This window comes from Eubacterium sp. SB2 (assembly GCF_001244405.1).
GTDB lineage: Bacteria > Bacillota > Clostridia > Lachnospirales > Lachnospiraceae > Faecalicatena > Faecalicatena contortus_B.
Map to the genome: position 1 here is coordinate 124,543 of NZ_LN865153.1, position 19,869 is coordinate 144,411.

At 41.1% G+C, this 19,869-nt stretch carries 26 protein-coding genes, 1 pseudogene and 1 riboswitch; of the genes and pseudogenes, 5 read left to right on the plus strand and 22 right to left on the minus strand.

Annotated features, from left to right (window positions below; all coding sequences use genetic code 11):
- Positions 1-21: 21 nt before the first annotated feature.
- From BN1938_RS12735 to BN1938_RS12750, 4 genes and pseudogenes are all read right to left on the minus strand, one after another.
- Positions 22-594 carry a phosphatase PAP2 family protein gene (locus BN1938_RS12735; RefSeq protein ID WP_050640980.1) on the minus strand — a complete coding sequence of 191 codons (573 nt, stop codon included), beginning with the start codon at positions 592-594 and terminating at the stop codon, positions 22-24.
- Positions 595-664: 70 nt separating this feature from the next.
- A complete protein-coding gene (locus BN1938_RS12740; RefSeq protein WP_050640981.1) occupies positions 665-1,564 on the minus strand; it encodes a cation diffusion facilitator family transporter in 900 nt (299 codons plus the stop codon).
- Between the two features lie 85 nt (positions 1,565-1,649).
- A riboswitch (NiCo riboswitch) is annotated at positions 1,650-1,732 on the minus strand.
- 166 nt (positions 1,733-1,898) lie between these two features.
- On the minus strand, positions 1,899-2,243 hold the full coding sequence (locus tag BN1938_RS12745; RefSeq protein ID WP_050640982.1) for a hypothetical protein: 345 nt from the start codon (positions 2,241-2,243) through the stop codon (positions 1,899-1,901).
- Between the two features lie 177 nt (positions 2,244-2,420).
- Positions 2,421-2,879: pseudogene (locus tag BN1938_RS12750) on the minus strand (M23 family metallopeptidase); the annotation flags it as partial.
- A 125-nt stretch (positions 2,880-3,004) separates the two neighbouring features.
- Between BN1938_RS12750 and BN1938_RS12755 the strand changes: the two are divergent.
- The 5 genes from BN1938_RS12755 (at position 3,005) to BN1938_RS12770 (ending at position 4,987) form a co-directional block, all read left to right on the plus strand.
- A complete protein-coding gene (locus tag BN1938_RS12755; RefSeq protein ID WP_050640983.1) occupies positions 3,005-3,385 on the plus strand; it encodes a hypothetical protein in 381 nt (126 codons plus the stop codon).
- A gap of 76 nt (positions 3,386-3,461) precedes the next feature.
- The gene (locus BN1938_RS23405) at positions 3,462-3,713 is read left to right on the plus strand and encodes a hypothetical protein (protein ID WP_148487200.1); all 252 of its coding nucleotides are present in this window, start codon (positions 3,462-3,464) and stop codon (positions 3,711-3,713) included.
- A gap of 433 nt (positions 3,714-4,146) precedes the next feature.
- Complete coding sequence (locus tag BN1938_RS12760; RefSeq protein WP_050640984.1) at positions 4,147-4,389, plus strand: hypothetical protein; 243 nt, start codon at positions 4,147-4,149, stop codon at positions 4,387-4,389.
- 9 nt (positions 4,390-4,398) lie between these two features.
- On the plus strand, positions 4,399-4,752 hold the full coding sequence (locus BN1938_RS12765; protein WP_050640985.1) for a hypothetical protein: 354 nt from the start codon (positions 4,399-4,401) through the stop codon (positions 4,750-4,752).
- Entirely contained in the window at positions 4,727-4,987 is a 261-nt protein-coding gene (locus tag BN1938_RS12770; protein ID WP_050640986.1) for a hypothetical protein, read from the plus strand. Before BN1938_RS12765 ends, BN1938_RS12770 begins: the two co-directional genes overlap by 26 nt.
- 63 nt (positions 4,988-5,050) lie before the next feature.
- On the opposite strand, the gene BN1938_RS12775 is transcribed toward BN1938_RS12770, so the two are convergent.
- The 18 genes from BN1938_RS12775 to BN1938_RS12860 all read right to left on the minus strand — a co-directional run bounded on the left by BN1938_RS12775 (position 5,051) and on the right by BN1938_RS12860 (position 19,850).
- Positions 5,051-5,794, minus strand: a complete 744-nt coding sequence (locus BN1938_RS12775) for an N-acetylmuramoyl-L-alanine amidase (protein WP_050640987.1) — start codon at positions 5,792-5,794, stop codon at positions 5,051-5,053.
- 137 nt (positions 5,795-5,931) lie between these two features.
- Complete coding sequence (locus BN1938_RS12780) at positions 5,932-6,153, minus strand: holin (protein WP_050640988.1); 222 nt, start codon at positions 6,151-6,153, stop codon at positions 5,932-5,934.
- 13 nt (positions 6,154-6,166) lie between these two features.
- Positions 6,167-6,478 carry a hypothetical protein gene (locus BN1938_RS12785; RefSeq protein WP_050640989.1) on the minus strand — a complete coding sequence of 104 codons (312 nt, stop codon included), beginning with the start codon at positions 6,476-6,478 and terminating at the stop codon, positions 6,167-6,169.
- A 70-nt stretch (positions 6,479-6,548) separates the two neighbouring features.
- The gene (locus tag BN1938_RS12790; protein WP_148487202.1) at positions 6,549-7,334 is read right to left on the minus strand and encodes a hypothetical protein; all 786 of its coding nucleotides are present in this window, start codon (positions 7,332-7,334) and stop codon (positions 6,549-6,551) included.
- Positions 7,335-7,818: 484 nt separating this feature from the next.
- The gene (locus tag BN1938_RS12800) at positions 7,819-8,478 is read right to left on the minus strand and encodes a hypothetical protein (RefSeq protein WP_050640991.1); all 660 of its coding nucleotides are present in this window, start codon (positions 8,476-8,478) and stop codon (positions 7,819-7,821) included.
- Between the two features lies 1 nt (position 8,479).
- A complete protein-coding gene (locus tag BN1938_RS23410; protein WP_156320702.1) occupies positions 8,480-8,653 on the minus strand; it encodes a hypothetical protein in 174 nt (57 codons plus the stop codon).
- Positions 8,653-8,889 carry a hypothetical protein gene (locus BN1938_RS12805; RefSeq protein WP_050640992.1) on the minus strand — a complete coding sequence of 79 codons (237 nt, stop codon included), beginning with the start codon at positions 8,887-8,889 and terminating at the stop codon, positions 8,653-8,655. The genes BN1938_RS23410 and BN1938_RS12805 overlap by 1 nt, the downstream gene beginning before the upstream one ends.
- Complete coding sequence (locus tag BN1938_RS12810; protein WP_050640993.1) at positions 8,886-9,248, minus strand: PF13754 domain-containing protein; 363 nt, start codon at positions 9,246-9,248, stop codon at positions 8,886-8,888. Before BN1938_RS12810 ends, BN1938_RS12805 begins: the two co-directional genes overlap by 4 nt.
- A 13-nt stretch (positions 9,249-9,261) precedes the next feature.
- The gene (locus BN1938_RS12815) at positions 9,262-10,173 is read right to left on the minus strand and encodes an Ig-like domain-containing protein (protein WP_050640994.1); all 912 of its coding nucleotides are present in this window, start codon (positions 10,171-10,173) and stop codon (positions 9,262-9,264) included.
- A 16-nt stretch (positions 10,174-10,189) separates the two neighbouring features.
- Entirely contained in the window at positions 10,190-12,298 is a 2,109-nt protein-coding gene (locus BN1938_RS12820; RefSeq protein WP_050640995.1) for a hypothetical protein, read from the minus strand.
- A 16-nt stretch (positions 12,299-12,314) separates the two neighbouring features.
- Positions 12,315-12,701, minus strand: coding sequence for a hypothetical protein (locus tag BN1938_RS12825; RefSeq protein ID WP_050640996.1), 387 nt, complete (start codon positions 12,699-12,701; stop codon positions 12,315-12,317).
- Complete coding sequence (locus tag BN1938_RS12830; protein WP_025655602.1) at positions 12,701-12,937, minus strand: hypothetical protein; 237 nt, start codon at positions 12,935-12,937, stop codon at positions 12,701-12,703. Before BN1938_RS12830 ends, BN1938_RS12825 begins: the two co-directional genes overlap by 1 nt.
- 9 nt (positions 12,938-12,946) lie before the next feature.
- A complete protein-coding gene (locus BN1938_RS12835) occupies positions 12,947-13,282 on the minus strand; it encodes a DUF6711 family protein (RefSeq protein ID WP_025655601.1) in 336 nt (111 codons plus the stop codon).
- A 122-nt stretch (positions 13,283-13,404) separates the two neighbouring features.
- Positions 13,405-14,478, minus strand: coding sequence for a hypothetical protein (locus BN1938_RS12840; protein ID WP_025655600.1), 1,074 nt, complete (start codon positions 14,476-14,478; stop codon positions 13,405-13,407).
- 210 nt (positions 14,479-14,688) lie between these two features.
- Positions 14,689-18,642: a coiled-coil domain-containing protein gene (locus BN1938_RS12845; protein WP_050640997.1), complete on the minus strand. Its 3,954-nt coding sequence runs from the start codon at positions 18,640-18,642 to the stop codon at positions 14,689-14,691.
- Between the two features lie 37 nt (positions 18,643-18,679).
- Complete coding sequence (locus tag BN1938_RS12850) at positions 18,680-18,949, minus strand: hypothetical protein (RefSeq protein WP_050640998.1); 270 nt, start codon at positions 18,947-18,949, stop codon at positions 18,680-18,682.
- A gap of 80 nt (positions 18,950-19,029) precedes the next feature.
- Positions 19,030-19,383 (minus strand): hypothetical protein, encoded by a 354-nt coding sequence (locus BN1938_RS12855; RefSeq protein WP_025655597.1) that lies wholly within the window; start codon positions 19,381-19,383, stop codon positions 19,030-19,032.
- A 56-nt stretch (positions 19,384-19,439) separates the two neighbouring features.
- The gene (locus tag BN1938_RS12860; protein ID WP_050640999.1) at positions 19,440-19,850 is read right to left on the minus strand and encodes a hypothetical protein; all 411 of its coding nucleotides are present in this window, start codon (positions 19,848-19,850) and stop codon (positions 19,440-19,442) included.
- Positions 19,851-19,869: the final 19 nt, after the last annotated feature.

The following is a 19,869-nucleotide window of genomic DNA, read 5'->3' on the forward strand; positions in this document are numbered from 1 at the left end:
GTTTTTAATACGCTGTACCTTTCAGCGGGAGCCGGGCTCACCTTTTTTACGGCGCTCCGCTCTTTTCTTCTCGATATACGCAATTATCCTGGCGGCTGCCCATGCCGCGAATGCTCCTATGAGCAGCCCGGCTATTACGTCGCTGGGGTAGTGGACTCCTACGTAGAGACGTGAAAAGGCGATCAGGGCCGCCAGTATTACGGAGGCTGTTCCCCAGAATCTGGGCAGCATACGGTAATAGACAAGCGCCGCGGCGAAGGATGCACATGTGTGGCCGGATGGGAATGAATAATCATGCTGCTTTCCTATTAAGAGTGTCAGTCCCTCCACGACTTCGTATGGGCGGATTCTGGCTACCAGGTTTTTCAGTGTTACGTTTGTGATCAGCGCTCCGATGGCTATGGCTGCTATAGCGGTAATCCCTGCTTTTCTCGTCTTTTGAGGGATCAGCAGCAGGAGGGAGACTGCAAGCCAGAACCAGCCGGAGTCTCCGAGTGACGTGATAAACTTCCAGAAGGAATCCATCCAGTCATGCCGGATATATTCCTGTATCGCGAGTAAGATATTTCCGTCTAGCTGTAAAAGAAAATCCATAAATGCTCCCTTCGAGTTGATTTTATGTATCATAATAATTTAAAAGTATATCATACGCAGGAAGGGCTGTCTATGGCAGTTCTTTCATCTCCCTATCGTTCAGAGGATTGACATGGACCATACAGTGCTTGACTTCCGGGAACTCCATTTCAATCCTTGAATGGACGCTTTCGGCTATTTTATGCGCTTCATTTAATGTCAGATTCCCATCCGCAGCAATTTCTATATCCACATAGGCCTTCGCTCCAAACATTCTGGTTCTCATTTCATCGATCTTTGCTACTCCCGGATTTTCCAGGACCGACTGTCTCATATCCTGGATTGTCCTGTCATCACAGGATTTATCCACCATCTTGTTCATAGCATCATGGAAGATATCCCAGGAGGCCTTCCCAATAAATATACAGATAATAACACTTGCCAGCGGATCCAGAACCGGAAAGCCCAGGCGCGCACCCAGTATCCCCGCAAAAGCTCCGATCGAGGAGAGAGAATCCGAACGATGGTGCCATGCATCTGCCATCAGCGCACCGGAATTAATTTTCTTTGCTGCAGCCCTTGTATACCAGTACATCCATTCCTTCACAACAATTGATATGACAGCCGCTGCAAGCGCCAGTCTTCCAGGGGCTGCTGCCGATTCCATCCCGCCCCCCGCAATCTTTTCTATCCCGCTTACTCCGATTCCAAGCCCCGTCGCAAACAGAACCACAGCCAGGAGAATCGAAGCCACGCATTCCATCCTGTCATGCCCGTAGGGATGCTCCTTATCGGACTTTTTGCCGGATATAGTCACCCCAATCATAACAATCACCGTGCTGAAGACATCCGATGCCGAATGAATCGCATCGGACACCATTGCCCCCGAACCAGCCAGCAAGCCAGCCAGCAGCTTAAAAACAGATAAAATGACATTTACCACAATGCTTACAATTGAGACGCGCATAGCGATCTTATTTGGTTCATTCATACTTAGCCTCCCAAGGGGTCTGACCCCTTTGCGTTCCATTTTCAGAATATTCACAAAAAAGACACCTGCGGAACAAGAAAACTAAAACTGTCCCGCAGATGTCTATTATCTGCTGCCGCCATCCGGCGGCCCGGTCATGTGATACATAACCTGCTCAGTTTGTACTGTAGTTATAATATGCAGTGCAAAGAGTTTCTATTTATAATATGCAGTCGTACTCTATTTGTCAATATTTTTATGAAAATTATTGCCATGAACTAATAAGAGGAGGCTGTTACGGAAAACAGGTTTCGGTAACAGCCTCCTCTTTATGAGGGGGTCGATTTTAGTCGCACTACATATTTGCCTTCATTTTGTATTTTCTTTCTTTTTTGAAGATGTCTTTGTCTCTGCAATCTTCTTTCCTGCGTGTCTCCGCCTGCCTGTAATGAATGATTTCTTCGTCTCTGTGTACGCTCCCCAGTTCTTCTCCGATCCGCATCCTGCGGAAGTCTTTTTTATGGTTTACTCCTCCGCAGAAATCTTCGAAAGCGTATACCATTCTGTTCCAGATGCTCAGATTGGAAATTTTCTCTACGGAAAGCTTCCTGACAGAGCGGAGCCAGTATTCTGCAAGTATCCAGCAGACGATCACCAACGCTGCTGCGGAGATGAATAAGATCATAAATTTTTCTAACATAGCTTCCACTCCCTTCTGCCTTTTCTGTTATCTTTATATTATCCCTTATTTTTTAATTAGTCAATATATTTGTATTTATTTATTATTTTTTCTGTCTTTTAATGTTTTCTCATTCAATTTATCCGTCTACCGTCTCATTTTTTAACAGCCAAACTATGTTGTACTGCGATTTAGCCGCTATTCTTCTTTGCTCTTTATATAAGCCTCTGCTGCCGGATCCTTCATCTCATATTGCCGGTACCACTCTTTATTGGCATCATTTCTCAGTACATCTGAACGGTTCTGGGAAAGAAATCTGACCAGGGGATAGACATCGACCCATATCTCGTTGTTCCCCTCCCGCTGAGATTCATCAAAGATCAGTTGAAGGCCAAAGTGCAGATGATACGTGTCAATATTATTTACATTCTCCGTCGTGCTGTACCCGGTTCTTCCCATGTAGCCGATCACATCACCTGCCTGGACAATATCCCCCTCCTTCAGATTTTCCGCAAACGGGATATTCTGACGGAGGTGTGCGTAATAATAGTACCTCTTGCCGTCAAAGCTGTTGATACCGATCCGCCATCCGCCATACTGGTTCCAGCCCATGACGGTAATATATCCCGACTCCACGGCAATCACGGGTGTACCAAGAAGAATATAATATGGAAGAAATGTTGTGTATGGGTGCCACCATTTACGCATAATAATGGGATTGTAGATATTTACAATATGTAATGTTATAATAAATATATTAATTTTAAAGGAGAGGAAACGATATGGAAATTAAACTTAAAGATTTTATAGGTAAACATAAGCTATCAGGCGTGGACTACGTTCCTTCACCCGAAGGTAATAATATACTATTTTGTTTAGACGGAATAAAATATATCTTAGTAGAAAACGAATATGATGGATACCGTAGCTATATGGATGGACTAGATATTACGGATAAAAAAATATCGCATGTTTTCCCTGCACAAGTTGTTGAGTGTGTATATGAAGCCGAAATCGATAACTGGGAATCCGATATCTTATTTATGTTCTCTTTAGATGGTAAACTCATACTTGAAATAGGAACAGAAATGGTAAACGATCAGTATCCATGCGCGGTCTTTGCCTATTATCCAGAAAACATGGATATTAACTCAACTAAATAGCAATTTAAATGCGTCAAATTTTACCCTGACAAATTCAACCTACTATCCCACTACCAATGTAATTGTGAGTGGGCGCGTGTTACAGTTGCAATGCGCCGGATTGATTTTGAAGGACGTGCCAGCTAATGCAGAATTTGTCATCGGCACGCTTCCGGCCACATATCGACCATCGTATAAAATCATAAAATATGTTTTAGGCGGCGGTACAACAAGCCGTTTATTTAGGATATCTATAGACGTGGATGGCAAGGTAACCTACACGCCTACGGCAGATATCGCAACAGGTGTGGGCGTTAATATCAATGAGACCTTTATTGCAAAAGTATAATTATCATTTATAGCGCGGCTTTAAATGTATTCGGGTGAGCCGTATGTTTCCGGCAGTGCTTGACCTAACGGTAATGACTCTATCGCTGGCATTTCCGGTAACAGTATGTGTTGTTGTTATGTCATTCATCTTTATGATATTAAATGACGATGACAATGATGCGACATACCACATTGCTCCGTCTGATGTAATAACAAGAGCTGCCTCGCCAACCGGAACGCCAAAGTAATACGGCTGGGGTACATACCCAGTATCCCAGATCAGGTCATTTGTTGACTGCAAATTGCTATTTAGCCCAACAATAAAACAAAGTAACCATACTTACATATAAGTATATAATAATAAACAAGTTTTAACAAAAAGGCAAGACGATTTATTGCATAAATATCTTTACTGGTGTATGATTAAGAAAAAAAGTTCTTGGAGGTAAAATATGGAAGATATAAAGTCGGTATTTGCAAGTGGAGTAACAATAACGTTTGGAAGTACATATTCTAGATTACGCTTTTTAATGGAGGATATGGATGTTAATGGAAAAATGGAAGGTAATAAAATAGTAGCAGATATACTTATGAGTCCAGAACTCTTGATTAATATTCGTAAAATATTAAATGACAATGCTACTGAGTTAAAGGGTATGGTTAGCGATATTGATAACGGAAAACAAGAAGATTAGGAAAATGATATGTCTAAAACATATTCTATTAAAACTGAAGATCCACTTGGAAATACTATTGTATGCACAGAAGAAAGATGGAATCATCATATTTTAAACGATAGTGAGCATACTATAATGAAAGGGAATGAAATAGCTGTCGCAGATACTTTAAGAGATCCCGACACCATATACGTCAGTAGTCAAAATGAGAATCGCACCGTTTATTTTAAAAAGGGTGCTAATTCCACGTATAGTAAAACTTTAACAACAAAAGTAGTTACAGAAACTGTGGGGAGTAAATCTAAAAAAGTAGTGACTGCTTTTCCTCAAAAATCTGAAAAGGGAGGGATATCGGATGTTATATACACAAGACCTAAGTAAGGTATCATATGACCCTGAATGCGATATTCTAAATTGCACCTTTTCTAATCAACACAACTCATATGGAGATGAGGATCCGGATAACATTGTTGTATTTAGAGATTTAATTACGGATGAAATAACAGGAATTAAAATTCTAGATATTAAAAAAATGTACGCTTCTCAAGATAATAGATTGACTATTGTCAAAAGATATATAAATTTAGAAGAAATACTTCCAAAACTAAATTTCTAAAGAGAATCCTTGTCGACTCTATTTTTTACAAGCCCGGAATCCTGATGGACCCGGGCTAATATATTATTTCTGTGTTCTCTTAACCGCCGCCTGCAGCCTAGCATACCACGGAGCCTTACTACTCCATGAATAGCATGGCAAGTCCTTCCCATTATTGTCTTTGTATATCTTATTAAGAATCGTCACCTCATCAGGATGGCTAAGAGGGTGAAATTCCTTCCCGTCAAAAAAGATTACCGGCCCTTTTCCATCAATTGTATATAAACACATCATAGTTACTTCTCTCCTTCCATTCGCCCCTTGTTTCTGAGTCTCATTCACATTGTTCATAAGTTCCTTAATTCGTCTAATAAAATATTCCTTACATGCTTTCGGCCCGCCATGCAATTCTACAGATCTATGAGGGCAAGCCGTCGCAAACACTTCCTGATGCAGCCTGATTGTACTTTCATTCGGCGTAATGCCGTATTTCTTGCATAATTCCGCTGCAAGCTGTAGCCCTCGTTCTTCATTTGCAAGAAACGTATCTTTCAATCCCATGCTCTGGCAGATCTCCATAGACAGATAATTCATATTGCTGTCTTCCTGTCCGCAATGCCAAGCGCAATTAACATCATCTTCTACTTGCCGGATCGTATTCTGGTCAACATAATAATGCGCGAAACCATTACCTAAGCTATGCTCGCCACCTGCCAAGGCGTTTGCCCAATAGTTTGCATCAAGAAATTGCCCGCCTGCATCGTTATGTATGAATATGCCTTTGGGGCTGTGTCCCCGTCTTCCGGCAATGCCGCCGCATATACTCATTATTCTTCCTCCTTGTATACTTGTAACAACACCCCTATAGTTGTCTCACCAACTTCTTCCTTTGTAATTTCCTTCGGTTCGTAAATTTCTTCACCCATTACAGATATCTCCTTTCCTGCAACAAAAAGAGGACGATGTTACTTGCCCTCTGGATCCTGATTATTAAGTTCCGGCAAACCTGCTACCGACGTTGCCAAGGACAATATCCCCGCAAGCGCAGATGCAGACAGCACCATAATCCAGTTAACCTCCTGTAGCACCGCCGCGGTCCCTATCGTGGCCACAAACGTCTGCGACACGGTCTTAACTGCCCTGATACCGGCCTTCTTCGCCCATTCAATCCAATCTCTGTTTTTCATATTCAGTATCCTCCTATTTCATATTTGTTAATAAGTAAATCATCCCACCTGCTACAGCTGTGCCTATTGCACCTAGAAATGCATTAAACAGAGCCTTTGTACTATCTTTCCATTTTCTGGCAGGCTCTTTTTCGATATCTTCTACCTTATCCTTTATTTCTTCTACGCTTTTGTTCGTATGCTTCAATTCTGCAGTCATTTCTACAAGCGCAGCGGACATGTTATGGATTTCTTCAATTATCGGTTCCAGTTTGTCCAGACGGTGTGTATTGCTTTTAGACCTTTCCTCAACGGAGGTTAGTCTTTTCTCATGCTCTAAATCCATAACATTTCCCTCCAATATTTTGCATAAAAATTAGGCCTTCTGGCCCTGCCCTAATCTCCATTAAAACTCCTTAATTAATTTGTTTGCCGTTTACATATAGGTTTCCGACTATGTACATATCTCCATTTTGGCGTGTAGTACCGCCCAGCATAGCATCATTTGCGCTGAGCCCCCCACAGTATATTTTCCCCGCCACATTAAGTTCCCTACATCGTATATCCCCATCTTTTATATTCAAATAATCCGGGTATATCGTTGCTTTAACGCCGTCATGGTACAATAAAATAAATGGCGCTCCGTATTCGGGGGCAGAGTCATCACCTCCAAATATGTCTACATACATTACACTTCCATTAGATGTCATACCGCCTACGCCTAAATGGCCTGCCTGTAGTGTCCCACTCTCTCCAGTAATCTTATTATGTATGCGTACACCTCTTTCGAACCTATTAGCAACTTCTATTTGAATATCGCCTCTAAACAATCCGTTTTTAGCCTCCATACTGCCGTCTTGAAGGATCTTGAAGTTTTCGTTTGCGGTCACAACACCATTTAGGTTTATCTTATTTGCCTCAATACTTACGGCTTCTGCGGATTGATTTATGGTAGAGATCAAACTGTCTTTACTGACTTTTAATTCAATCTCTTTCGAATTAAGTTCTATCGATGATTTGGCCTGGGTTATTGCACTGAGCACACCATTGATGTCTTTGTACTCCGAGGATGATACTGCCAAATTTATTGAGTTCAGATCCATTTCGACAGCCGACAATTTACTGTACATTGTCTTATCGCCGTTCTTAAGTTCTTCTATCTCGGATGCGGATACAAGCAGAGCAATATTTCCCTGGACCATATTAATAGCGGTCTCCTGGGCCGTGAACTTTCGGGAGATAGCGTATCTGTCATAGACTGTTGCGCGGGACGCCAAAATTAAGGACATCATATCACCTTCTTTCTTTTTTTTATTTGGGACCTTATTTGCGTTTACATATAAATCAACTAAATAGCAATTTGACTGTAAAAACTCGGACGATTGAGGGAGCGTACTTAAACATGCAGGTTACATCGTATGGGGAGATTGCATGGGTAAGAATATCCGGTTACCCTAAAGTCGCTATGAAGCAAGGTCAGGAATATAAGCTCTTTCAGCCATCTTCTGAAACGCCCCGATACGGTCTTTATCGAAGGGTCAACATATCTTCGACAGCGGGTTTTGTCTTCCAGATGTCAGCGGAAAATGCAGAGATAACTATTACACCATTTGGGGCAGACCTATCTACTACGACCGGAGTCAACGTCTCCGAATGCTACATTATGAAATGATTATAATCCGATATCTAATACAGCTTAAAGAGGCTGGTATGTATGCCGGCAGTTGCAGCCGTACTCCAGACAGCATATACTCTGTTGCTGGATGTCTTTGCGAGTTTAGGGTATAACGCTTCTGATCCGCCGTCTATCTTAATAAGTACCGGTGCGGCATCGGCGGCGCCCATTATTATCAGGTATACACTCTGCTTCCCGGTGGAAGCTGTGGAATTAAGCACAGCCAAGAATGCACAGTTGGTAAAATTCCCTGGATACAACTGGGATCCGGCAAACGACAGTACATTATCAGCAGAGTATTCTGCTGTAACTGAAGCGATGAATTGATGGTCAAATCTTAAGCCACCTAATTTTTCCCAATTGCTATTTAGTGAATCAATAGAGGATCCGTACCCGTTCCATTTTGTTCTTTCTGCGTCCGTAATTGTACGGTTACTTGCATCCTTGGTAGTGTCTGCTAATTTTCCACTTGTCGCAACAGTTGAAAGCCCGGTTAAATCAGATGCCTTTCCGCTTGTGGCCACCGTTGCCAGTCCTAATTTCGTTTTGATCCGATTAAATAGGTTTAGAAATGTTATTTTCTTCGTTGCTGTTGTATCTTCTATCAGCATGATATCTGCATCGCCTGGACTTGTTGATGCAGTTAAATCCTGCAGTTTTTTTGTTGCCATATTATTCCTCCTTGCATATCAATTCATTCCCGGCTTTGTCAAGTATTGTCTCCCCGGCTTTGGTAGCGATCCTAAACTGTTCCGGTACTATTGTTACGCTGATCACGAATTTCTCCCCTGTAGTTACCGTAGATGGTGTAATCTTAACAGCGCTTATCACAATGTTTGGTGCCATCAGGAAACCACCACCCTTATTTTGTCAACCCAGATCTCATCCGCGACCTCGTATATAAATCGAAGTGTGTAGGATTCTATTTTCTGTGGAGATATGTACGCATCAAGCTCATGCTCATCAATTATGCACTCACCAGAATCTTCGATAATTTCTGATTCGTCAATAAGTTCCCATTTGGCGGTGCGGATCAGAAACGGTAGGTCTTCACCGGAAATAATTTTTACGGTAGTTCTCACATGTCTTTTTTCTCCAAAGTCAAAGCTAACCTTTTGCAATCCCCTACACCTCCCTGTAAAATTTTCAGCTCTGCTAATACGGCCTCTAAACCATATTGGTCAAGTAAGGCAATTAGCTCCTGGCTGTCTAAAATCCCTGCGTACTCAATTGGTATCAGATAAGCCTGCAGAGTATGATCACTCACGATATACAACATGGTGGCCATATATGAGACATTACCGGCCGTATCGTATGCCCACAGCTCTACCGGATACTCTCCATAAATGTTTGGAGGGGTAACCGCATCCCAGCAGTCCCCCTCCTTAAGTTCAAATATCAGTTCGAAATCATTGGCTTTCCCTATAACTCTATCGACCATAGGCGCACCCGCCTTAGTCAGTAACCGTAACTGAAATTACAAATGTCTTTCCAGCGTCAACCGGGTTCGGGGTTAAGGTTACCGCAGAAATCACAGGAGCCGCTGTATCTAGTTTCACAGTCCTCGTCACAGTTGTGCTCTTCCCAGCCCCGTCCGTGGCTACAATTGTAATGGTATTAGTTCCGGAAGTAAGTGTGAGTTCTTTACTGAATTTTCCGTCAGACGCAACTGTAACAGCTTCTGCCGCGCCGGAATTAAGTTTGATGGTAAGGGTAACAGGACTGCTTGTAACATCATTAGTGGTTCCTGTAACTGTTACTTTTGCTTGATTTGTTTCAAGCCCGTTAGTCGGGGCAGTTACAGACAGGACTGGTGGGACAGTGTCAATCTTAAATGTGCTACTCTTCTGAGTCGCTGCATTTCCATCGTAATCTGATGCGTCCACTTTAATTGTATGGCTGCCGTCAGAAAGTGCAGTTGTAGGCGTATATGTACATCTGTAGCCATTGGTAATGGCTTCTTTGGTGATGCTGCTTCCGGTGATTGCAGCCCCAGAATCTATCGTGAGTTTAATTGTGTCCGGATTAACTCCCGAATCATTGTCGGTTACAGTCCAGCTAATTGCTGGCTTATTATTTATGATCAGGGCGTTTGCAGAAGGTGCCGTGATTGCGATCACAGGTGCAACCTTCTCTTTGACAACAAGTCTTAAACTGCTACCCAGCGTAGCGTCGGTGGCATTCTTTGTCACTGCATTGCCAGCGTTATCAGTTGCCCTTAATGATACGCCGTAGTAGTGCCCCGACTGCTTGTATGACGATGTAGCAGGAGCTGTTATCGTGGCTTCCCACTTGCCCGTGCTGCTGTTTAACGTCAGATTGTAACTTTGGCCATTTATGGTGGCCTGTACTGCTTTTACACTCATATTTTATATCTCCTTTTTAGATACATTTTGCAATTAATTGTTCTCCAGCCTTCGTCTGCAGGCCGAATCCGTCTCTTGTCATGATCTCAAACTCATCCCAGATCAAAAATTTACATTCGAAATTTGCCATCATAGTCACATCCGTTCCGGAAAGCTGTATTGAATATCCGGTAATCCTTTGTCCATTCCATGCGTCGTCCCCCGAATCATCCTCAGACAGCCGGCTCCAGACATAGTGCTCCGGGCCGAATGTCTCTGTTACCTCTTTGTTACTCGCATATAGCCTGGCGTGGATCGTTGCTGTTTCCCCGTCTCCGGTATGCCCGCCCTCTACATAAGTCTGCAGTGTATAGCCCCCGGAGGAAGATGCCACGCCATCGATCTCCTCCTGCATTGTGTCAAACTTAGCAGATACTGTCTGGCCCGTCCCATCCACAATGACTTTGCTTCCCTGGATCTGCACATCGCTGCCATTGATATTTTGCACTAGCGTCTGTACATTGACCTTATAGCCGCTAATACTGGCGTCATCCGCCACCATGCTATCTTTGATTATCGGTGCCTTAATTCCTGCGGCAGACACGCCGTTAAGGGCATCAAACATCGTGTTCCCTGTGGCATCCACGATATAGTAATTAAATGCACCGGTGGAATCAAGACCCGCCTGCATCCTTATCCTTCCATCTTTATCCATCCACTGCTGAGTGGCCCCGAATATCTTCATCCCACCTGCAGTGTCAGACCATATTTGGAATTTGTTTGTGTAGATCGTGCCTGCCAGAAGATCATTTACAGTCACCGACTGGATCACAGCGCTTTTAATCAGCGCACTTTCGATCACCGCGTTTTGGGAGGTTAGGTGTATATTGGTCAGGTCACCCACCCCTGCATTCCCCGATAGTAAGTTTTCAATGTTTCCAAGGTTGATATTTGCGGTATTTATCTTTGCATTTATTGCCGTCAGCTCTTCTGTTTCAATTTTTTTAAGTTTCGCGTTAATTGCTTCCAGATCTATGATCTTTGCATAGGTGATGTTGGCAACGTTAGCGTCTATTTTATTGACTATTGCATGATCTACTAAGGCAAGCTGTACGGCATAGCGCTCTATTGCCTGCGTTACAGGACCCTTAAATCCTTGTTGCTCTTCCGCTTCGGATTCAGCGACAGATTCAATGGTCGTTGACAGACCGCCGTCAAAGTCCTGGGTTATGCTCATTACCGGAACGCTGTAGTCTGTCCCGTCCTGACCCCTGACACCGACAATATCCCACGGATCTATGCGCGGATCTCCCAAAAACTTTAAGTTTCCAGCCATATAAGAGAAGCCTTTTAGTTTAGTAGCCACGCTGTCTAAGATGCTTTGGGTCATCAGCGGATTGGAGATTGTCATCTCCCGATTGCCACTACCTGCGCTGATAGATATGGTGTTTCCTTCTGTGTCTTTTCCAGTATGACATACGATTTTCTGGAATGTGTATGGAAAATCATTGTGAACAAAACTGTCCCAATACTTTCCCGGGAGTACTTGAAGGGATGAATTAATATAGGACTTAATCTCAATCTGCCCCTGTCGGTTGCATATAGCAAACCCGGCATACATCTGCGATATGTAGGATAGCACCTCGCGGCAAGTATATCCGTCCGGCCTCTTAATCGTTATTGCTGACAGTCCTGCAGTTACTATGGGAATGCTAAGAAACGTAGACATTTCTTTTAGTACGGCCACAGTTGTTGTGGATACAGGCAGAGAAGAAAAGTACGCCCTTTCTGTTTTCATCATTCGGTCGAACGCCGTGAACTTAACCATATCTTCATCGGCTTCAGGCTTCTGCGCAGTGAAAATTCCCATAGGGATATATTCTTCCACCGTTGCAGAAATATCAGCTCCTATGCGCCATTCAATCTCTTCATTTTCTATGAATATGGATGGCTTTTCCATTTCTACTTCTATGTACTGACTGATGCAACTCCCAATAATAAAAGAGGTTCCACTATTGGAACCCCCTTTTAATATAATACTTTTAATGCCTGATTCAATTTCATTTTCACCGATAATTAATTTGCTTTTAAACGTCCGGGAATCTTTCTGTACCAATTCCGTAAACGCCGCTGAGGATTGATACATTATCTCACCCCCGATACTACTCCATCATCAGATCCAATAATGTGATATCCTGAACTGACAACGCGTCAAACTGTTCCAAATCGCACTTCTCAATCTCATCAAACGTAACCGTATGAAGCTGCATCTCATTTTCAATTGCCAACAGTTCATTCATTTCCCGCTCATATGCCACAATATCCGCAATGATATATGATCCATCATCTACTCTGAATTTTCCTGAGTCATCCTTCTCAGCATATTTTTCGAGTATCTTTTGCCGCTCCTCCTCATAGGATGTTGCTACTGGATCCATGATTTTAATGTTACGCGTAATCGCATACCCCAGTTTGATTGGAAGTTTTTTCTCTTTAAGATTCATTATCCCATTTATGAAATTAACTATTTGACTGTTTTTAATCTTCATTACTGCACTCCCCCCGTATGAATAGAATCTTCTATTTCATATACCAGCTGATCGAAATCAGACAAATCTTTCCGGCATTCAACCTTATTTGCCTCGTACAGTACTTTATCCTGTATGCTACTGGAATGGCTGGTTGTGCCCCCATCCGTAGATATATTTGCCTGCATGTAGACTACTTGTTTATCATTAATAATGCTATTTCCTGACAGGTTAATAGTTTTGCTTGTCTTTAACATTTCGTCCTCCTATTTCTCTACCAAATCTACTTTTACCCCGTTATAAGTAATCCCGTTGCCATTCACATAAGTGTAAACTGGATATGTGGGCGTGCCCGCATAGAACGTCCTCGTAATACGGGTATTACTTCCTGGATCCAAAAACGTTACATTAAAAAAAGCAGGAGACACAGCTTGATCGATTTTCGCTGTATCTGCCCTGCTTAATGGAGGCCATTCGCACTGCAATTTATATTTTATTGCAACCAAGTCGCCTATGACATTCCCATCTGCTGCTCTTCCAGTGTTTCCGGACCATACTTTTTCCTTTGTAATAGTTAATCCGCCTTTTTTAAGCGATGGCATTGTAATGCCACCTATGATAAGAGGCTGTGTCATATCTTCACCACACTTTCTTATATATAAAAAGAACACCTACCATAATGGTAAATGTCCCTTACATCTATTGCCGTAACTGTATATACAAATTAACTCCAAGAGTTTATTTTTATTTTCAAAACAACTTCATTTATTGGTTCATCATATTTCCATTCAACAAGAATAACTCCATTTTTTTCACATAAGCTCTTCTTTTTCGAATCAAGTTTTTTTCTATTTTCGTATGATTCTATACCACCAAAATGATTTATTGCTTCATAATGTTGTATTCCTTGATATTCAATTCCGATTCTTTTGCTTGGTATGAATACATCAATAGACTGATTTCCTAACCATTCTGATCTGTATTGAAAAACTGCATCCGGGAAGAACGCCCTGATTAGTTTAAACAATTCATATTCCGACTTCCACTTAGGACTTACAGTTCCCTTATCGACCAAGTCATGATAAATATCATTATATTTCTTTTTAAAGTCTGAAAGCATTTCATAAAATTTTTGATTATCCTTCTGTCTTGCTTTCATTATAAATTGAGAATCTCTCTTTTTTAATTTACTGTACTCTGGAAAATCCTCATATCGCATTTTATATGGAATATAATTTTGATTTAAAAATCTTTCAACTGCCACGGTTTGAGTTAGCGATATTTTATCTTTATGAGGAATACTTCTAGGAATGGAATAATAATTCACCTCTTCGTCAGACCACTCATAAATTTTTCTTAATAGTTCCCTATGATACATCACCTTTTCTTCAGAAATGAATTTATTTAACCCCAATAATGGTTCTTTAGTTTTTTGTTCAATGTTTCCAAAGCATCTTGCTGGAGGAGTTATTTCCATACCTAAATAGAAGTCTTCAATAGGAATTCTCTTTACCGCATACCCTGAAAACATATTATTTGAACTATTAAATAAATATTGCATAAATGCAATGTCTTCCAACCGATTTTGATTGAATTTAACAACATAGTTTTTTGTATCATCATCCAGAAAAGCGTTTTGAGCCATATAACTTTCATCTGCTGAATTCGCAAATTCTCTGGCAATATAATAAGCCTTCGTCTCCATATCATGAAAAAACAACTCTACCATACCATCTTCTCTAAATATATTGCACTCAGGAAGCAAATCCATATAATATTTCAACTCAATCATTTGCATGGCTTCTTCTCCTTAAATTCAAACTATGAGAATATTATACCAAGCCATAGCGAAACTTAAAAGAAAAAGGAGCAGCTAAAAAGCCACTCCCAATATTATAAGGCCTATGTAAGCGATAGAGTCCATATCATCGGAATCTCCGTAGAACTGGTACACATAGTCATAACAAAATCAATTTTCATTATGAGAGTTTTCATAATACTTTGGGATTTAGTATATGAATCCGAACTTTGGGTCAGATTGTTTCATATTGTTATAATCTTTTACGATTTTCTTAACTAACTTCTCTCCACCTATTTCCAATGTTAAATACAAGTCACCACCCTGTCCGTTTCCAGATGATGATAACGCACTTGTCACAGCATTATACACAGCGGGTCCAACTGCTGCAGCAATACCGTCTGTAATCTGTCTGTTATTTGCAACAGTATTTTTGTTTCCCATCTTACCGAGCATTTCTGGGCCTTTTTCATTCGCCACAAATAGTTCTCCTGTATTTGGGAATCCTCCCTTCGCATACCAATTCACCCTGAAACTCGGTATTGGAATGCTGGTATTTCCGACTTTGAGGCTACTAAAAGATACACTTAAATGAGGTAGCGGTATATGTAGGTTTGAGAAAGACCTGAGGATACTGGACGCACTCGACGAAGCGTTCCCCTCCGCTTGCCTGAACTTGTCACGTATTCCTGAAATTGCCTCACTCGTATCTTCGGATAGCCCTTTCAATGTTCCACTCATCGACTTTTTGATGTTTTCACCCAATGAACGAACATTTTGTTCTGCACTTGAACTTTTGCTCGTAAATCCGTCATTAAATCCGTCAATAGTATTGATCCCAAATGATCGAAAAACCGTAGACGGAGAATGAATGCCAAGAATATTTTTAAATACATCAATTATCTTCTGACCAATTCCTTGCGTTGCAGCTTCAACTTTACTTCTACTTTGTTCAAGCCCTTCTTTATAACCATCCCCAGTGCTTAGTGCGGCGATTTTAGCTTTTTTCGGTGCATCTGTTCCTAACTTGTCTAAAGATTGTGATAGCTTATCTGCAAAATCTTCTGAAGATACACCAGCCTTATCCAATTCATCCCGAACATAGACCATTGCATCAGTAAATGGTACTCTTTTTGTTTCGGCAGTAGTCAAAGTTTTATACAAATCGTTGAATTGATCATTTGTAATTGATCCTTCTTCTTTCAACAGACTTAACGAATTTAGTAGTGCGGTATAATCCGATGACTTTGCTGTATCATTAAGCGTTTGTATTCCCATCCTAAACGCTTCCGTAAAAGCTACAGACGTTAGAAATTTCCCACCTAAACCAGTAATCTTCCCGCCAAAAAGATCTATCGAACCACCAGCAGTACTTGCTGCAGCTCCCACGCCAGATGCTGAACTTGCAGCAGAAGAGGCGGTTTTTCCAAAAATACTGCCCAATGCTCCATAGCCAGTTTTCACCTTACCGACAAACTCGCCTATGGAAGCCAGTACTGATGCCCCTTTAAATGCAACAGCTAATCCTGCCATAAAAAGTGCAACTTTGCCTCCCGTTGTCTGAGAAAGACCTTCTATAAGCCCCCCTAAAACCTCAGAAATAATTGTAAATACTTGTCCTAAAATAGTTTTCCAATCAATATTTGACAGAAGCTCTCCCAACTTCCTACCGAACATTTCCCAATCAGTTTGTTCTGCTACATCAACGAATACTCCAAGAACACCCGTTACAAAATCGCTAATTGCTTTTCCGGCTTCACCTGGATCTATTCCTCTGATAATCTTATTTAAACCATCTGAAATCTTTTTTCCTAAACCTTCAAACGGTTTCTCAGCATTAAAGTTCTTCAGAACCTCAAAGATTCCATTGAATCCTTTAACGAATGTATCTGCTATAGTATCAAAGTCTATCTTTTCAAATAGACCCTTTAAGGCTCTTCCGAGTCCTTTTCCTAGTTCTGCCCATCCGGTCAGCCCTAAATCATTTTTCCTGGACATATCGGTAACAAAGCCATTCAATATCTTCCATGAAATCATGAACCAATTCCCCAAAAGATTACCAAGTTCAGTCCATGGTATTTCATTTATGGCGCCACGTAGCCCTGTTGAAATACCGGTTCCAATTGCTTTGAAATTGATACCGCCATCCCCAATAAATAAATTTGCTGTTTTTACAGCAGTATTTATGCCTGTTCCTATAGTCCTTCCAAGCGTATCCCACAGGCCGCGGTTCTCAATAACTCTATTAAAAGTCCGTGTGAAACCATCTGCAAATTTTGTAATTTGAGACCCAACATTGTTCCAATTTATCGCATCATAAATCTTCCGCAATCCTTTATTAAGTCCTTCTGCTATAAGATCGCCCAAACCTTCCCAATCTTCTTTCAGGAACGCTTCTCTTAATCTTTTTGCAAAATCAGCTACTGCACCGGTAACCGGAACAGTTTCGAACATATCGCTTGGAGATAACTCAATTCCGCCTCCTCCGCCAGAACCACTGTTTCCCGAGTCATTGTTAGGTGCATTTAATACATTCAATTCATCAAATCCCAAAATAGTCCGCTGCAACTCTTTGGCTGATTTATTTGCATCATCGAGACCACCGGAGGTTTTATCTAGAGATGCACCATAATCCTGGAACACCTTTTTGGCCTGAACAACAAACCCTTTTCCTGTCAATGCTGCCATGAACTTACCTACAGCATTTAAAGCCGAGGCAATCATATTAATGAAAGATTGAATATAAGGACCCACTACATTAACAATCGGTGCAAACGCCGCAGCCCATGCATTTTTCAAATACAAAAGTGCTGACACAATAGAAGAAATACTTTTATTATATTCACTACTGTATTGCACTAAATTATTTGTTCCATCTGCTATGGCCTGTTTGATCCCAGATATCATGCCAAATACAGTGGAATACAAAATTGACATTCCTATCATCTGAGGAACACCAAATTTTCTCCCTGACTGCTTTTGTACGCCAAGCAATGCATTCTTAAACTTTTTAAGAGTTGCAATGGGAGCCGCCAGGCCTTTAATCAAGGTCCTGCAACCGTTTACAAAAAATTTAATGCCTTTCGCCGCTTTTTTTGCTCCATTCCCTATAGTTGAAAAGATTTTCGAAACATCAGCCAAAACTCCTTTTAAAGTTTTTAAACCTGCTGCAGTATTTTTAGTTGATGCATTTGAATCATTTTCAGCTTTAATAGACGATCTTAATTCCTTCTCATAATTCCTTTTCGCATATGTTACTTCCTGTAATTCCCGTGCAATAGCATCATATTCAGGATCATGTTGTGTATAACCTTGATTTGACAGATCCGCAAGTTCTTTTTTGAGACGCTTTATCTGCGCCTCATATGTGTTGATTTTTGCAGAGTCCATTGATCCTTCGAAATCATTAATAGCATTACCTGCTGATTGTGCAGTCCCTCCAAATCTCCTCATTAAATCGTTAAAATTACGAATTTCTTCAGAGCCTTCGCCAAATACCATTCTCATAGCATCTGGGTCATAATTCATAGAACTGGGATTTATCTTCGAAACTTTTGGCACATCTTCCAGCGACGAAACGGAATTATTCCTATCAATAGTAAATTTATTCATCTTTGCCGCTTCGGAATTATATTTTTTCAATGCTTCTCGAGCTATCTCCAACTGATTGCTTACTTTGGCAATATCATATTGTTGACTCACCCAAGACTTACCCGGAATTTTCTCACCTTCAATGGCCTGTCTTTTCTCCTGGTTACCATACATTCTATCAAGCGCAGATTCCATCGACTTTATCTGCTTCCGCAATTCAGTGCTATTCATCCCTGAGAAGTCAATGTTTTTTCCAACATCTTTAAATTTCTTTTGAAGCTCTTCAGCGGTCTTAGCTGCATATTTAATATCTGCTTTATTAATCCTAGGTGTAGCATCCGTATTGTGGGATTTCTTGGATTTTCCAAGTAGTTCATCTATGTTTTTAGATGCTTTTTCATATTCTCCAAAGTCAACATTTCCAACATTGCCCAAAGCACCGGATAATGCGCCAAGTTTATCCAAGGCGTTTGCAATATTGGTTATGCGTTTCTCCATTTTGGCCAGATTACGATTCGCTTTACTGGCCTCAGCCTCAACGACAATTTCCAGCCTATCGATCTCATTTCCCACTTACGCCACCACCTTTCATCATGGCGCTCATGGCACTCTACTTTTTCTCAAATGCTTTATTAAAAACATCTACAAATTCAGCGAATCTAATTGCCGAAATATCGCTATCTTCATCTTCATCTTCATCAAAAGATCGCATTCCAAATGGCTGATTTGGATATTTCGCTTTTTTGGGATCTAATGCTTTTTGAATTGCACAGACCAAATATTGCCCCATTAACCAACAGGAATAATCCATTTTATCAGCCTCAGCCTGCATCTTTTGGTTATAATCGTCTTGAAAATGCTTTAAGCGTTTTGGGTTCATCCTCCAGAAAGCTTCATATGGGATCCCATATCTTATTGCTGCTGGAAGCCATACTTCATATATGCAATCCGTGTAGCTTTTTACTTTGTTTCTTTTTCCGCCGGAACCTTTTCCTCCATTGATACTTTCCGTGTTTCCTCCGTCTGCTGAATATTCAGCATCTTTCGGAAAAAATCCGACTCACCAGCTGCCTCCGAGAAGGTATTAACAATATCAATTAAATTTCCCCCACCGTACACATGCTGCGTAATTAATTCTTCTGCTTCTTCCCTGTCAAGCCCTGTAATTACACAAACAAATCCCATGGCAATCAGCATGTACTGTTTTTTTTCAAAAGCCTCCGTAACAGAAAATCCCTGCTCTTCCATTTTCGTAAAATGCTCAAATACTAATTCCGGGACTCTATATTTCTTGTTATTTATTTTAATATCCATCTATGTGCTCTCCTTTTCACAAAAAATAGGAGCGGTTATCCCGCCCCTAAAATCTTCTACTCTACTGCATTAGGTGAAATAACAGTGGATGGTGTAATAGTGATCGTCATCTCACGTACGCCATTTACTTCACCTTCATTCACAAATACGCTATGCTGCCCCTTCCAGCTGAATATTCCATCAACACCTGCCTCACCAAATTCTAACTGATAGAACTTTTCCTTATCAGCTGCCGCTTTTACTGTTTCATAGGTGTTCTTTTCATAGTTTGCTGTAAACTGCATGGATTCGACCTGCTGAACACCCGGCACAAATGTCTGCATGGTATCTTCCATATCAGTTGTCTCAAGCTGCTCCGGTTCTCCACCTAACTGTGGATATGTCTTGATTTTACATAACTTCGCAAGACTTTCTTTTGCATCACCACATTTTAATACTGTATTAATGGTACTTCTTCCACCTGCCATTTACACTACCTCCAATAAA

Excerpts from the sequence above, each read along its gene's own strand:
- BN1938_RS12735 (WP_050640980.1), bottom strand. The coding sequence starts at position 594 with ATGGATTTTCTTTTACAGCTAGACGGAAATATCTTACTCGCGATACAG.
- BN1938_RS12740 (WP_050640981.1), bottom strand. The coding sequence starts at position 1,564 with ATGAATGAACCAAATAAGATCGCTATGCGCGTCTCAATTGTAAGCATT.
- BN1938_RS12745 (WP_050640982.1), bottom strand. The coding sequence starts at position 2,243 with ATGTTAGAAAAATTTATGATCTTATTCATCTCCGCAGCAGCGTTGGTG.
- BN1938_RS12755 (WP_050640983.1), top strand. The coding sequence starts at position 3,005 with ATGGAAATTAAACTTAAAGATTTTATAGGTAAACATAAGCTATCAGGC.
- BN1938_RS12760 (WP_050640984.1), top strand. The coding sequence starts at position 4,147 with ATGGAAGATATAAAGTCGGTATTTGCAAGTGGAGTAACAATAACGTTT.
- BN1938_RS12765 (WP_050640985.1), top strand. The coding sequence starts at position 4,399 with ATGTCTAAAACATATTCTATTAAAACTGAAGATCCACTTGGAAATACT.
- BN1938_RS12770 (WP_050640986.1), top strand. The coding sequence starts at position 4,727 with ATGTTATATACACAAGACCTAAGTAAGGTATCATATGACCCTGAATGC.
- BN1938_RS12775 (WP_050640987.1), bottom strand. The coding sequence starts at position 5,794 with ATGAGTATATGCGGCGGCATTGCCGGAAGACGGGGACACAGCCCCAAA.
- BN1938_RS12780 (WP_050640988.1), bottom strand. The coding sequence starts at position 6,153 with ATGAAAAACAGAGATTGGATTGAATGGGCGAAGAAGGCCGGTATCAGG.
- BN1938_RS12785 (WP_050640989.1), bottom strand. The coding sequence starts at position 6,478 with ATGGATTTAGAGCATGAGAAAAGACTAACCTCCGTTGAGGAAAGGTCT.
- BN1938_RS12790 (WP_148487202.1), bottom strand. The coding sequence starts at position 7,334 with ATGGTCCAGGGAAATATTGCTCTGCTTGTATCCGCATCCGAGATAGAA.
- BN1938_RS12800 (WP_050640991.1), bottom strand. The coding sequence starts at position 8,478 with ATGGCAACAAAAAAACTGCAGGATTTAACTGCATCAACAAGTCCAGGC.
- BN1938_RS23410 (WP_156320702.1), bottom strand. The coding sequence starts at position 8,653 with ATGGCACCAAACATTGTGATAAGCGCTGTTAAGATTACACCATCTACG.
- BN1938_RS12810 (WP_050640993.1), bottom strand. The coding sequence starts at position 9,248 with ATGGTCGATAGAGTTATAGGGAAAGCCAATGATTTCGAACTGATATTT.
- BN1938_RS12815 (WP_050640994.1), bottom strand. The coding sequence starts at position 10,173 with ATGAGTGTAAAAGCAGTACAGGCCACCATAAATGGCCAAAGTTACAAT.
- BN1938_RS12820 (WP_050640995.1), bottom strand. The coding sequence starts at position 12,298 with ATGTATCAATCCTCAGCGGCGTTTACGGAATTGGTACAGAAAGATTCC.
- BN1938_RS12825 (WP_050640996.1), bottom strand. The coding sequence starts at position 12,701 with ATGAAGATTAAAAACAGTCAAATAGTTAATTTCATAAATGGGATAATG.
- BN1938_RS12830 (WP_025655602.1), bottom strand. The coding sequence starts at position 12,937 with ATGTTAAAGACAAGCAAAACTATTAACCTGTCAGGAAATAGCATTATT.
- BN1938_RS12835 (WP_025655601.1), bottom strand. The coding sequence starts at position 13,282 with ATGCCATCGCTTAAAAAAGGCGGATTAACTATTACAAAGGAAAAAGTA.
- BN1938_RS12840 (WP_025655600.1), bottom strand. The coding sequence starts at position 14,478 with ATGCAAATGATTGAGTTGAAATATTATATGGATTTGCTTCCTGAGTGC.
- BN1938_RS12850 (WP_050640998.1), bottom strand. The coding sequence starts at position 18,949 with ATGAACCCAAAACGCTTAAAGCATTTTCAAGACGATTATAACCAAAAG.
- BN1938_RS12855 (WP_025655597.1), bottom strand. The coding sequence starts at position 19,383 with ATGGATATTAAAATAAATAACAAGAAATATAGAGTCCCGGAATTAGTA.
- BN1938_RS12860 (WP_050640999.1), bottom strand. The coding sequence starts at position 19,850 with ATGGCAGGTGGAAGAAGTACCATTAATACAGTATTAAAATGTGGTGAT.